General features: G+C 43.8%; 11 protein-coding genes. 10 read left to right on the top strand and 1 reads right to left on the bottom strand.

Features of this window, described 5'->3' with window-relative positions; genetic code table 11:
- Window positions 1–103 precede the first annotated feature (103 nt).
- A complete protein-coding gene (gene pgm / locus ACXAH2_RS04480) occupies window positions 104–1,747 on the top strand; it encodes a phosphoglucomutase (alpha-D-glucose-1,6-bisphosphate-dependent) (protein ID WP_475076977.1) in 1,644 nt (547 codons plus the stop codon).
- A gap of 126 nt (window positions 1,748–1,873) precedes the next feature.
- Here the strand turns inward: pgm and ACXAH2_RS04475 are convergent, their stop codons facing one another.
- The gene (locus tag ACXAH2_RS04475; RefSeq protein ID WP_475076976.1) at window positions 1,874–2,614 is read right to left on the bottom strand and encodes a spermidine synthase; all 741 of its coding nucleotides are present in this window, start codon (window positions 2,612–2,614) and stop codon (window positions 1,874–1,876) included.
- A 224-nt stretch (window positions 2,615–2,838) separates the two neighbouring features.
- Here ACXAH2_RS04475 and ACXAH2_RS04470 point away from each other — a divergent pair, with 224 nt between their 5' ends.
- From ACXAH2_RS04470 to ACXAH2_RS04430, 9 genes are all read left to right on the top strand, one after another.
- Window positions 2,839–3,702, top strand: a complete 864-nt coding sequence (locus ACXAH2_RS04470; RefSeq protein WP_475076975.1) for a 1-aminocyclopropane-1-carboxylate deaminase/D-cysteine desulfhydrase — start codon at window positions 2,839–2,841, stop codon at window positions 3,700–3,702.
- Between the two features lie 162 nt (window positions 3,703–3,864).
- Window positions 3,865–4,746: an NAD(+) kinase gene (locus ACXAH2_RS04465; RefSeq protein WP_475076974.1), complete on the top strand. Its 882-nt coding sequence runs from the start codon at window positions 3,865–3,867 to the stop codon at window positions 4,744–4,746.
- Between the two features lie 49 nt (window positions 4,747–4,795).
- Window positions 4,796–5,668, top strand: coding sequence for a rhomboid family intramembrane serine protease (locus ACXAH2_RS04460; protein WP_475076973.1), 873 nt, complete (start codon window positions 4,796–4,798; stop codon window positions 5,666–5,668).
- A 77-nt stretch (window positions 5,669–5,745) separates the two neighbouring features.
- Window positions 5,746–6,027: a YeaC family protein gene (locus ACXAH2_RS04455; RefSeq protein WP_475076972.1), complete on the top strand. Its 282-nt coding sequence runs from the start codon at window positions 5,746–5,748 to the stop codon at window positions 6,025–6,027.
- Complete coding sequence (locus tag ACXAH2_RS04450; protein WP_475076971.1) at window positions 6,027–6,851, top strand: DUF2797 domain-containing protein; 825 nt, start codon at window positions 6,027–6,029, stop codon at window positions 6,849–6,851. The genes ACXAH2_RS04455 and ACXAH2_RS04450 overlap by 1 nt, the downstream gene beginning before the upstream one ends.
- Before the next feature lie 10 nt (window positions 6,852–6,861).
- Window positions 6,862–9,495, top strand: coding sequence for an aminopeptidase N (gene pepN, locus ACXAH2_RS04445; RefSeq protein WP_475076970.1), 2,634 nt, complete (start codon window positions 6,862–6,864; stop codon window positions 9,493–9,495).
- A gap of 193 nt (window positions 9,496–9,688) precedes the next feature.
- A complete protein-coding gene (locus tag ACXAH2_RS04440; RefSeq protein ID WP_475076969.1) occupies window positions 9,689–11,137 on the top strand; it encodes a hypothetical protein in 1,449 nt (482 codons plus the stop codon).
- A gap of 244 nt (window positions 11,138–11,381) precedes the next feature.
- On the top strand, window positions 11,382–13,061 hold the full coding sequence (locus ACXAH2_RS04435) for a ShlB/FhaC/HecB family hemolysin secretion/activation protein (protein WP_475076968.1): 1,680 nt from the start codon (window positions 11,382–11,384) through the stop codon (window positions 13,059–13,061).
- A 110-nt stretch (window positions 13,062–13,171) separates the two neighbouring features.
- Window positions 13,172–13,389: hypothetical protein (locus ACXAH2_RS04430; protein ID WP_475076967.1), on the top strand; the 218-nt coding region annotated here is incomplete at its 3' end.

Below are 13,389 nucleotides of genomic sequence, written 5' to 3'. Positions count from 1 at the left end.
TCTTGATCTGTTAAGCCCATTTAACTCTTGAGATAACTCATTGAAAGTTTGATGATTTTAGGCGAGACTTTATTGTAAATACATTCAATAGGACTCACTAAATATGGCAATTCATCCCCAAGCAGGACAGCTTGCACATCACGATTCTTTGGTGAATTTACCGCAACTCATGACAGCCTACTATCTCAATAAACCAGACGTTGCGAAGCATCCAGATGAAAAAGTTAGCTTTGGTACGTCAGGTCATCGTGGTAGCGCTTTACACAACACATTCAATCAAGATCACATATTGGCCATTACACAGGCAATTGCAGAGTATCGGTTGAAGCAGAATATCACAGGTCCTGTGTATTTAGCGAAAGACACTCACGCTTTGTCTGAGGCGGCGTTCCACACGGTATTAAGTGTTTTAGTAGCAAATAATGTTAAGGTTCGTGTGCAAGCGGGCGGTGGTTTTACACCAACACCAGTGGTTTCTCATGCAGTGTTAACCCACAACGCAACAGCATCTGCATTAAGTGATGGTATCGTGATCACCCCTTCGCATAATCCTCCAGAAGATGGGGGCATAAAATACAATTCCATCAAAGGCGGTCCAGCCGACAAAGACATTACGGATTGGGTAGCCAATCGTGCGAATGACTTATTAGCGGCAGGCTTGCAAGAAGTGAAGTTGGCTCAACAAGCTGAGGTGAATCAATCCGATTTAATCGAAGACTTTGACTATATTTCTCATTATGTTGATGACCTAGAAAATGTCATCGATATGCAAGCCATTGCCAAAGCGAAGATTCGTATTGGTGTGGATCCAATGGGGGGCTCTGGAATCCATTACTGGCAGCCCATTGCGGAAAAATACGGTTTAGACATTAGTGTGGTCAATACAGAAGTAGATCCGACCTTTCGTTTTGTACCATTAGATAAAGATGGTCGCATTCGAATGGATTGCTCATCACCTTATTCAATGAGCTCACTTCTGGCACTGAAAGACGACTTTGATATCGCAGTCGGCAATGATCCAGACTATGATCGTCATGGCATTGTCTGCGCTCAGTCAGGCTTGATGAACCCAAATGCCTATTTAGCGGTTGCCATCGAATATTTGTCTCAGCACAGACCCAATTGGCCTGCAGAGACTATGTTTGGTAAAACCCTAGTGTCCAGTGGCATGATTGATCGTGTGGTAAAGGGCTTAGACAAAACTTTGTGTGAGGTGCCGGTGGGCTTCAAGTGGTATGTAGAAGGCATGTATCAAGGCATCATGGGATTTGGTGGTGAAGAAAGTGCCGGAGCATCCTTCTTACGTAAAGATGCCAGTGTTTGGACGACAGACAAAGACGGCATCATTATGGCGTTATTGGCAGCAGAAATTTTAGCGGTAACGGGTAAAGATCCGCAGAGTCTGTATGAAGCGCAAGTGGCGCGGTATGGCAAGCCTTACTACAAACGCATTGATGTGGCAGCAACCCCTGCGCAAAAACGTTTGTTGGCTGCGTTACAGGCGGATAATGTTAAACAAATGTCTTTAGCAGGAGAAGACATCACGGCGGTGTTAACCCACGCACCTGGAAACGATGCGGCGATTGGTGGCCTAAAAGTCTGCACGGCCAATGGTTGGTTTGCGGCGCGTCCATCTGGTACTGAAAACGTCTACAAGATTTATCTAGAAAGCTTTATTTCGGAGCAGCACCTTGCGGAACTGGAGCAAGAGGCTAAAGCCTTGGTTGATAGCGTTCTTGGCCAGTGATAGATAAGTGTTACTAATAGAGCGCTGAATCATCAAAGCCAGCCGTGATCGGCTGGCTTTTCTGTTGCTTGATGTCAGCTGACTTGATATCAACGAATGAACCATGAGTTGCTGCTTGGTTTTTGATTATAACTCTATGAGTCTGGTCAGCCATTTACTAAGTGAGAAGCCCAATTCATGACTGAGTTTTTGGGCGGTATTTTTGAGTGCTTTGCCGGTTTGATCTGGTGCTTTTTTAAGAGCAATAATGACCCAATTTCCCGTCCCCGTATCCAAGGCGCTCACGTAACCGAAATGTTGTTTGATTAACCTAGTGAGTTCATCGTTATGTTTTTGATCAAGCCAGCAATTTAATACTAAACAGCCTTTTTCTTTGATGTTATTGGCGCAATCGGCAATAAAACTTGGTGCCAATACGCTAATGTCCATGCCCTGCGTGTTGTAAATGTCAGTGAGTAATAAATCGACTTTACGATCTAACCCCGTGGCAATGTGATCAACGGCATTGTCCAGCGCTAAACTAATACGCTTGCTTTTGGGTAATTTAAAATACATCTCGGCAGCGTCTAATACTTCTTGTCTGAGCTCCACCGCATGTATATGAACGCCAGCAATGGCGTGATACAAAGCATGAATTAATGTGCCACCGCCCAATCCTAATAGACAGATACGCTTAGGTTGGCAAAATAATAGCGACAGCATCATGGCTTGGGTGTATTCATGCTGAAGAATGTGTGGTGTGGAGAGACGCATTCGACTTTGTTCGTCGCCATCAGCAAAAGATAAAATACGGAATTGACCATCATCAAACACACGAATAGGGCCGAATTCATCACTGCTGTCGTGAAGAAGATTATATTGGCTCATGGATTTCCTCGAAAAGTATCAGCCATCTAGTCTTCATGAACACTCTTTCACGGCTGTTAAAATTGGTGGCTATGCTAGCAGAATTCAGGGCTAAAAAATGAGTTAAATGTAGTAAATGAGTATAATAGCGATAAATTTACCAACCTATTAGGTAGAGTGTGTCACAGGTTCAAGTTCTTAATCTCAATTTAACAAAGGCTAAACCCTTAAATGAGACTTATCAGTTGCATATTTATCGTGGGGACTTAGAGCATGTGAGCGCTCCGGGTAATAAGTGGCATAAGCTAAAGCATCATCTTAAAGCGGCAAAAGCATTAGGTGCAAAGCATATTGGTACGTTTGGTGGCCCATTTTCGAATCATCTACATGCTGTTGCTGCAACCCTTGCTGATCGAAATGAGCAAGCTTTGTTGGTGGTACGTGGGGAATTGCAGCCTCATTTAACGCCCACCTTACAAGATGCGGTAAAACAAGGTGCCTTGTTGTGGCCTTCAACTCGTCAAGATTATCGTCTGGGCTTACAAGCAACGGTGGTAAAACAGATAACGGAGCAGTACCCAAATATCTATTGGGTGCCAGAAGGTGGTGGTGGAAAATTGGGGGCGATGGGGTGCATGGACTGGGCGCAAGAGATTGCCAATAATGCACAAGGTTATGATGCTTGGGCCCTGTCTGCTGGAACAGGAACGACGGCAACGGGTTTTTTAGCATCCACAGCGTGTCCTCACTTGCATGTGTTTAGCGCGTTAAAAGGAGCACAACAACACGCCTCTAATATCATAGAGATGGCGAAGATTGTGAACCCTGCTGGTCAATATCAATCCATGGTTTTTCATAGTGATTGCCATCAAGGTGGCTATGCTAAACACTCTGCGGCATTAACGTCTTTTTTGCGCAACTTTGCGCAGGTTAACCCCGACGTTATGTTAGACCCTATATACACATGTAAGAGTCTTTATGCCATGTATCAAGCTATGTTGACTGGCAGTTGGCCTCACCAAAAAACCTTGTTGATCCATACGGGTGGCATGCAAGGATGGCGCGGCTATCCACAAGAAGGTAACCCTTTTGTGAATGATAATGAATAAAAAGAAGCGTTTACAAACGTTATAATCTTGCGCTTACATGGCGTCGATCCTGCGTTCATGTTAAAGTTCGCAAATTATGTAGGTACTGTTTAAGCCGTATTCTAAGTTATTAATAGACTTCATAATATTGGTTGTCATTTAAAGGTGGATAGAGAAGGCCCCATGAGTCTTTTTAAACGTGTTGGTATTATTGCTCGATTGGATAAATCTCAAATTCTGGATACCGTTAAGAAGTTAATGGATTACCTTGCAGAAAAAGAGATTCAGCCCGTTCTCGAAAGTCAGCTTGCAGCCATGCTGCCTGGTATTAAAGTTTCACAGGCGCCACTTAAAGAATTAGGCGATCACTGTGACATGGTCATGGTGGTCGGTGGCGATGGCAGTTTTCTTGGTGCCGCCAGAGCCATTTGCCATTATGACATCCCCGTTTTGGGTATTAACCGGGGGACACTTGGTTTCTTAACGGATATTTCCCCACAGCATTTACAACAAGAGCTGGATCCGATTTTGGCGGGTGAATATCACGAAGAGAAACGCTTCATGATAGAAGCCAAAATTAAACGTCAAAATCGTCCCAGTGGCGACGGTATTGCCCTGAATGATTTGGTGCTTCACCCTGGCAAATCGGCACGTATGATTCGTTTTGATTTGTTCATTGATGATCAATTCGTTATGAACCAAAAATCCGATGGTTTGATTGTGGCAACACCGACAGGATCTACGGCTTATGCTTTGTCGGCAGGCGGCCCAATTATGTTGCCTAAGTTGGACGCATTAGTCTTGGTGCCAATGCACCCACATACCTTAAGTAACCGTCCTATTGTCATCGATGCCAATGCGAAGATTCGTATCGTAGTGTGTGAATCCAATTTAACTTATCCAAGCGTAAGTTGTGATGGGCAATTGAATATAACCGCTGCCCCTGGGGATGAAATTCACATAACCAAGAAGCAGGGGGGGATTCGTATGATACACCCGAAAGATCATGATTTTTATAATGTCTGCCGAGATAAGCTTGGCTGGCAATCTGGTTACCGTCAATAACAAGGGCTAGCGTTAAACCTACATGCTATTTGTATATCGATTTGAATCCATGGAAGATCCCCAACTATTAGCGAATGCTTTATGGCACCACAAGGTCGCTCATCAAATAGTGGTGAATCAGGGAGCGCAAGAGTTGTGGCTATTGGACCCATCACAACAAGCGACAGTGCAACAACTCATTTCAATTTGGAAAGAAGACCCTTCATTACTGCAAAATTCCACTATTAGACCCGAAGAAAATCCCAGACATCAAACGACACGTCCTCCTTTATCTGCCCAGCTGAAAGCGGCGCCGTTAACCCTTATTTTGTTATTAATGAGTGTGTTGGTATCTGTTATCACGGAATTGGGGAGTAACCTGGCTGTTGTCAGCTGGTTTACTATTAGCCCTTTTCAGGTGGTTAATGGTCATTTGTATTTCCAGACACTTGCGGATGTATTAAGTGCGGGGCAGTGGTGGCGTGTATTTACACCAGCCTTATTGCATTTCAGCATGATGCATATCGTCTTTAATAGCCTTTGGGTATGGGAGATTGGCCGCAAGTTAGAATATTTACTTGGCAAGTTGGTATGGCTGGTTTGTATTTTGGTCACCGCGATCGCCAGTAATTTATTGCAGTATTATTTTAGTGGTTATCCCGTTTTTGGTGGCTTATCGGGCGTTGTGTATGGCTTGATTGGGTTTGCGTGGTTATTACCAATACTTTTGCCTGCCTTTCCTGTGATGGTGAATAAAACCTTGATGGCCTTCTTCATGATTTGGCTTGCCTTTGGTTATACTTCATTACCAGAGGCGATTGGTTTAGGTCGTATTGCCAATACTGCCTATACTATTGGACTCTTGTCAGGGCTGGTGTTATGCCTTTGTTTTTACATAATGACCAAATTGACCGCCACCAAAGGGCACACACCAAAAGTTTAATGACATCAAGTGTATGTCCATTAGCCTTAGCTGGATATTTTATAACATTAGCTTGCTATTTCATGAAGAGTATTAAGATGAATTTCAAAGAAATGATCGACAATATGTCGCCCGAAGTTTACGCCAGCCTGAAGCAGGCGGTAGAGCTCGGTAAGTGGCCAAATGGTGTACGTCTAACAGCAGAGCAAAAAGAATTGTGTTTGCAAGCTGTGATTACCTATGACTACAGCAACAAATCGGCAGATCAGCGTGTGGGTTACATTGATACTCAAGTTCATCAAGGTTGTGATAGCAAGCAATCGACCAATGAGCATGAAACCATCAAATGGGTGGATGATTCGGCAGAAGGCCAGTCTTAATGCTGCAAGGTCAAATTCGCAAAATGAAGGTTGAGTCCATTGAAGGCAAGGTTCAATACCAACTCAATTTAAACGATCAAATCCAGCAAATGAATGATTTATTAGGGCAAAAAATACGCTTGGATTTTAGTGGTGACATTCATTGTATTCATTGTCACAAGAAAACCAAAAAGTCATTCAGCCAAGGTTATTGCTTTAACTGTTTTCGTAAGCTGGCCGCATGCGACACCTGCATCATGAGTCCGGAAAAATGCCACTTTCATTTGGGAACCTGTCGCGAGCCGGAATGGGCAGAGCAATATTGTATGCAAAGCCATTATGTTTACTTGGCGAACTCATCTGCTCTGAAAGTGGGTATTACACGTGGCGATCAATTACCCATTCGTTGGATAGACCAAGGCGCGACGCAAGCCAGACCTATTTTCCGTGTTGAGAATCGTCGTTTATCCGGGCTAGTGGAAACCCTATTTAAATCACTAGTGGCGGATAAAACCAACTGGCGTAACATGCTAAAAGGTTCTGATTTGGTGTTGGACCTTGAAGCAGAGCAAGAGCGTTTGATTGGCCAGCTATACGAAGGCTTAGACGCCCTGCAGCAAGAATTCGGACTGCAGGCCATTATCGATTTATCCGATCAAAATCATACTCATGAATTCACCTACCCTGTGTTGGAATACCCCACCAAGATCACCAGTTTGAATGCGGAAAAAACGCCCACCATTGAAGGGGTGTTAATGGGTATTAAAGGTCAGTATTTGATCCTCGACACAGGTGTCATCAATTTACGCAAATACACAGGTTACCAAGCCAGTCTCAGTTTTTAGGAGAGCGATTATGAAAGAGAGTCAACCGTCAGCGATTTATCTGAAAGACTACAAAGTCCCTCCATTTTTAATTGATAAGACGGAATTAACCTTTGAGTTAGACGAAGCCACAACTGTGGTGACATCCAAGTTGCACATGCGACGCAATCCAGACTCAAAAGAAAATACCGCTCCTCTGGTACTGGATGGTGGTGAAGAAGTGAAATTGGTGGCGCTAGCCATGGACGATTATGTACTGCCATCTGGTGAATATCAGCTGGTGGACAACCAGCTTATTATCACCGCCACAGCGGACTGTTTTGTGTTGACCTGTGAAACCCTGATTGAGCCGCAAAACAACACACGTTTAGAAGGGCTGTATCGTTCTTCTGCTATGTTCTGCACTCAGTGTGAAGCCGAAGGCTTCCGTCATATCACCTATTATCTAGATCGTCCTGATGTGATGTCCGTGTTTACCACGCGGATTATAGCTGACGCGGAAAAATACCCAGTCATGCTGTCTAACGGCAATGAAATTTCCCGTGACATTCAAGAAGACGGTAAAACTTCTGTGGTATGGCACGATCCCTTCCCGAAGCCAGCCTACTTGTTTGCTCTCGTAGCAGGTGACTTGCAAGTCAAAAACGACACCTTTGTGACCCAGAGTCAGCGTGAAGTCACACTGCAGATTTTCACCGAAGCACACAACATAGATAAAGTGGATTACGCAATGGAAGCCTTGAAGCGATCCATGCGTTGGGACGAAGAAGTGTACGGCCGAGAGTATGATCTCGATATCTTTATGATAGTGGCAGTGGATGACTTCAATATGGGGGCAATGGAAAACAAGGGCTTGAATATCTTTAATTCCTCTTGTCTGTTAGCCAGTCCTAAAACCACCACGGACGATACCTATTTGCGTGTTGAAGCCATTGTGGCGCATGAATACTTTCATAACTGGTCTGGCAACCGCGTGACCTGTCGTGATTGGTTTCAGTTAAGTTTGAAAGAAGGCTTTACCGTATTCCGTGACCAAAGTTTCTCAGCGGATATGCATTCTGCTACGGTAAAACGTGTAGAAGACGTGTCTTTCTTGAAAACCGCGCAATTTGCCGAGGACGCAGGCCCCATGGCGCATCCTGTTCGTCCAGCCTCTTTTATTGAAATCTCCAACTTTTACACCTTAACCGTGTATGAGAAGGGCGCAGAGATAGTGCGCATGATTCATACCTTGCTTGGCGCAGAAAACTTCCGCAAAGGCTCAGATTTGTACTTTGAGCGTCACGACGGCCAAGCGGTGACTTGCGATGATTTCGTCGCTGCCATGCAAGATGCATCCGGAGTGGATCTGACGCAATTTAAACGTTGGTACTCGCAAGCAGGCACGCCGCACATTCGTGTGACAGGCGAATACGATGGGCAAAAGCAAACCTATCGTCTGACCTTGCAGCAAGAGACGCCAGCCACCCCAGGCCAACCAACCAAGTTGCCTTTGCACATTCCTGTGCGCGTGGGCTTATTGGATCAATCTGGTAAAGCATTAGTCGCTGAATTGAATGGTCAGTCAGCGGATGAACATTTACTTGAATTAACGGATGCCGAACAGGTATTTGAATTCTCCCAAGTTGAGAGCAAACCTGTACCTTCTCTGTTAAGAGGTTTCTCGGCGCCGGTGAAACTGTCTTATGATTATACTGCTGCGGATCTTTTATTGCTCTTGTCTGCTGATCAAGACGGTTTCAATCGTTGGAACGCAGGGCAACAACTCGCGGTAAATGAACTCAATAGTTTGATTGAGCAAGCCGTGGCAGGGGAAGCCCTGTCTTTACGTTCCAACTTGGTTGAAGGCTACAAAGCCTTATTAGAAGATGCGAGTTTGGATCCAGCCATGGTGGCTTTAATCTTAAACCTGCCAAGTCAGGCGTATTTGTCCGAATTGGCTGAGGTAATTCACCCGAATGCCATCAAACAAGCTCGTCAATACTTGAAGCAGCAAATTGCAGAAGCCTTGCAAGCTGAGTTTGCACAAGCCTATCAAGAGCATCAAATTACCGGCCCTTATCAGGCCGAAGCGAAAGACATTGCCAGTCGTTCATTGAAAAATCTTGCCTTGTCTTATTGGTTAGAAAGTGGCGATGATGCCGCAAAACACGCTATTGTTGCTCAGTTTGAATCGGCGGATAACATGACAGACCAATTTGCTGCCTTGTCGATTGCTGTGAATCATGGTCATGACAAAGCCGATAGCATGTTGGATGCTTTTTACCAGCAATGGCGTAATGAGCCTTTGGTCGTTAATAAATGGCTAATGTTGTGCGCTAGCCGAGAGCAGGAAGGTGCTATTGCTAACGTTTCTGCGCTCATGGAACACCAAGCATTTGACCTTAAAAACCCCAATAAAGTGCGTTCACTTTTGGGGGGATTTGGTCAAAATATTGCCGCTTTCCACCATCTTGACGGTAGTGGTTACCGCTTCCTAGCCGATCAGATATTGGTGTTGGATAAGCGCAATCCGCAAATTGCCTCGCGTCTTTGTACACCATTAACTCGTTGGAAGAAAATGGCACCGGAATTGAGCGCAAAAATGAAAGCTGAACTCGAACGTATTATGTCGGAAGATTTATCCAAAGACGTTTACGAAGTGATTTCAAAAAGCCTCGCTTAGTCTTTATAGGACAGCTTTATCAGATAAAAAGCCAGTCAGTATTGTATCCTGCATTAACTGACTGGCTTTTTTATACTTTTTGCAATAATGCTCTTTACGTCTTTTTTGCATTCTATACTTAAATCTGGCATAAGGTTTAACACACCTTGTGTATCGATTGGGTTAAATAACCTAAAGAGTGTAGGAGCGAATAATGAAAGCACGTACGGCGTTATGGGTTCCGGTTGCCATTGGCGTATTGTTATCAGGGTGCAGCAGTCAAAGTACCAGTACGAGTGACCAAGCCAGCAGTGAAGAAGTGTCGAGCCAAGTTTCCAATCCTTCCCAAACATCCTCATCTCAATCCAATTCAGAAATATTGCGTCTTAACCAAACGCTGGCGGACAATGAAGCAGAATTACAGCGACTTAGCAGTTTATTGGACGAAAAAGACCGACAGATAGCCGGGTTACAGTCCTCCGAAAGCAATGCAGAAATCTTGATGGCACTGGAGAATGAAAAGGCGCAGCGAACTGATTTAGAAGATCAATATCAAGCATTGCAGCTTGAAAATAATCAGCTAAAAGACAACATTCAGGCGTTAGCCTCAGAGAATACGGCGCTGAATGGCCAATTGATAAAGTTAGCAAGCCAATCCAGTCAAAATGAAGAATGGCAGCAAAACTACCTTTCGGCATTGGATGAAAAACGCACCTTACAGCAGCAAGTGTCACAATTGCGTCAGCAAAATAGTGTCCTAGCGAGTCAATTAGCGGCTGCTCGTGAAGAACATCAATCCCTTAGAGAAGAATATAATGAGTTGTCTGCTGCCCCGTCAGACTCCAATATTTTAGAGCAAGTACAAGCCAAACAGATTTCATCTCTACAGACGAGTATTAGCGGTTATCAAGAAAAAATTCGTCAGCAGGAAAGGGCATTAGCGGATTATCGATCACAAGTTATAGCCTTAGAAGGGGCCATTGATGGTCATGCCGACTTGGAAGCTCGCTGGTTGGCAATGGATCAAAAATTAGCCACTGCGCAAGCAAACAATACCGGCCTTGCTCAAGAGTTGGCGACTGTGCAAGCCAGTTTGAATGAGAAAAATCAGCAAGTGACGGACCTTAATGCTGCTTTAGCAAAACTTAAAAATGACCTTGGTGTGTTAGAAAATGACACCATTTCTTTACAAGCAGAAAGTCAATCATTGGATTTGCAGCTAACCTCGACAATCCGCACTGTGAATTGGCAACTGCCGAGTGAAATGGCGTTAAACGACACCTTTGAAATACTGGTTACTGCCATTGTTGCCCAACCAGTATTAGGGCAAAGTTACGAAGCAGAATTGATCACTGATAGCGAAATCCAAATGATCAGTAATGCCAAAGTCAGAGCCAACGTACAAGCAGGACAACTACAATGGCGTTGGCGTTTGGCTGGCTTAAACGAAAAGCCTGAAGCGGAAATGAACCTCTTGATACGACAACAAATGAGTTTTAAAAATCAAACTCTACAAAGATTGGTGTACCAAGACAGTCAGAGTTTAGCCTTAATTAATACCAACTTATTTGAAAAATACGGCTATTGGACCATCGCCATTTTGCTTGGTTTGCTTGGTGGTTTCTTAATTGGCCGTATTGGCAAAGGAAAAGCGCCTGCATAAGTGAGTTAAATTGACTTAAGTAGACTTTTATTCTTAGGTTACACATCTTTAGCCAACTCTCTAACGAGAGTTGGCTTTTTTTTTTGCCAAAAGAAATTTTATAAAATATTGTTTTATAAATAAATATTGGCTTTATGCTGATTGTTTCACTTTTTAATTTGAAATTACTGGCAAAAAGTGATTGTTATCTGGATTTCTTTTAAGTAGTCTAGTGTAAATTTAAGTAATTTGTATGGAAATTTAAGTGCTAAAAAGGAATTTCGTTACTTACTCATGTGCATTGTGTTTATCATGCTTTTCTAATTTTTCCTTTGCTGCACAAGAAGACACGATTCGTAATCAGACAGATTGGCGTCTTAGAGACAAAGCCACTGAAGAAGCTTTGAATAGGAGTCTTAAAGAAGCGGAGCAGCCTCTGCAACTTCCCGAGCCTCAATATCCAGCAGAGCAGGATGACGAAGATGTTTGTTTTGTTATTGATCATATTGAAATAGAGGGCTTGCTATCAGACTGGGCCTTGTCTCAAGGACAAAAATACATAGGGGAATGTGTTGGCTTTCAAACCATTCAGGCCTATGTACGTTTGATTAATCAAAAACTTTTATCGGAAGGTTTTGTGACGTCCAAGGCCGTTTTACCGGAGCAGAACATTGCCGACCATAAGTTAACTATTGTTGTTTCAGAAGGTGTGGTTGAGCGCATTGTCTTTCCAGAAAATTACCGCTTTTTTTGGCGCAATGCTTTGCCCATAAAAGAGGGTAAAGTCCTAAATTTACGGGACATGGAACAAGCGGTTGAGCAGTTGAGTCGTCTTCAGTCCCAGCAGGTGGAATTTAAGATTGAACCAGGTACTTATCCTAACGCTAGTATTTTGGTAGCGGAATTGAAACAGACAAAACCTTGGTCAATAAGTACCTCGGTAGACGACAGTGGTGGTGCATCGACCGGTAAATATCCGCTGTCGTTTAATGCCACCGTAGATAATTTTGTTGGCGCCCAAGATGCATTCAATGTCTCTTTGTCTGCCGCGAGAGGAGAAGCCATAGGCGAGTCAAACAGTGAATCTTTTTCTTGGAATTTGCCTTGGGGCTATGGATTGTGGGGCTATTCAATCAGTCGTTCGGATTATCGCCAAATAACTGAAGGGGATGTGAGAATCTTTGAGCTAAGTGGCAACAGTCGGGATGATACATTGAGCTTAACTTATGTACTGACTCGAAATAATAAAGGCAAGCTGGCGTTTAATGGTGCGTTAAAAACCAGAAGAAGGCGCAGCTATATGGAGGATGTCGAGTTAGAACAGCAGCGGCGCAATTTAACCGAATTGTCTTTAGGGTTGAGCTATCGCCGTTTTATTGGTCGTAACATATTTGATGTTTCCATGGATGTTCAGCAAGGACTTGCGGGAAAAATGGGAGCCGATGAGGTGGATGATGAGGCCGAGGAAGATTCAGCACAGCCAGATTACCGTTTTTACTCATTATCCGTTTCCTTGAACAGTCCTTTTAGTCTGTTCGGGCAATCCATGAATTATACCGGGCGCTTGTTTGCTCAGTATGCGGAGACGGCCATTTACTCGTTGGATTGGTTTTCCAACGGCGGACGTTACACCGTTCGAGGGTTTGACAGTGATGAGTCGTTAAGTGCCGAACACGGTTGGCGGTTGAAGAATGACTTAACCCTACCTTTGGAGATATTGGGATCATCCTATTCTCCTTATTTCGGTGTGGATATTGGGCAAGTCTTTGGGGACGGTGCGGAAGAAGAATCCAGTCGCACCTTGATGGGACTTACTCTTGGGATGAAAGGTGAGTTTATGGGAATGAATTATGATCTCTCTGTTTCAGAACCCTTTATTGAATATGGCCCTTATGCTGAAGCCCATGATTATAAAGTGAGTGTCATGATATCTGCTCAATTTTGAGTTGGGAAAAAACACGAATATCAATGGATACATAATGCTTTTGATTCAACAGGCATTAAAGCCATTGTTGTTTAACTATTGAAGTAAACAAAAACTTAGGGAAGAGTCGAATGTTGACCTTATTGCGATCCATCCAATCTTATTTTTCTGCTATTGCTCTATGGCATAAAAAGCCGACGAATTCGGTGTTATCGTATTCTGTACAGCCAATCAAACCGGCGCATTCTTCATCCCCCATTTCTCTTTTGGCCCCTTGTCGTCGCCATCAAAAATACATAGCGCAGATTATGTTGTCGGCCTATTTGTCCGCGCCGGGGGTGTTGTTGGC

Source organism: Marinomonas sp. ABL3_031 (assembly GCF_056161265.1).
This window is presented reverse-complemented; position numbering and strand designations above follow the sequence as displayed.

Excerpts from the sequence above, each read along its gene's own strand:
- ACXAH2_RS04460 (WP_475076973.1), top strand. The coding sequence starts at position 4,796 with ATGGAAGATCCCCAACTATTAGCGAATGCTTTATGGCACCACAAGGTC.
- ACXAH2_RS04455 (WP_475076972.1), top strand. The coding sequence starts at position 5,746 with ATGAATTTCAAAGAAATGATCGACAATATGTCGCCCGAAGTTTACGCC.
- ACXAH2_RS04450 (WP_475076971.1), top strand. The coding sequence starts at position 6,027 with ATGCTGCAAGGTCAAATTCGCAAAATGAAGGTTGAGTCCATTGAAGGC.
- ACXAH2_RS04465 (WP_475076974.1), top strand. The coding sequence starts at position 3,865 with ATGAGTCTTTTTAAACGTGTTGGTATTATTGCTCGATTGGATAAATCT.
- pgm (WP_475076977.1), top strand. The coding sequence starts at position 104 with ATGGCAATTCATCCCCAAGCAGGACAGCTTGCACATCACGATTCTTTG.
- ACXAH2_RS04440 (WP_475076969.1), top strand. The coding sequence starts at position 9,689 with ATGAAAGCACGTACGGCGTTATGGGTTCCGGTTGCCATTGGCGTATTG.
- pepN (WP_475076970.1), top strand. The coding sequence starts at position 6,862 with ATGAAAGAGAGTCAACCGTCAGCGATTTATCTGAAAGACTACAAAGTC.
- ACXAH2_RS04475 (WP_475076976.1), bottom strand. The coding sequence starts at position 2,614 with ATGAGCCAATATAATCTTCTTCACGACAGCAGTGATGAATTCGGCCCT.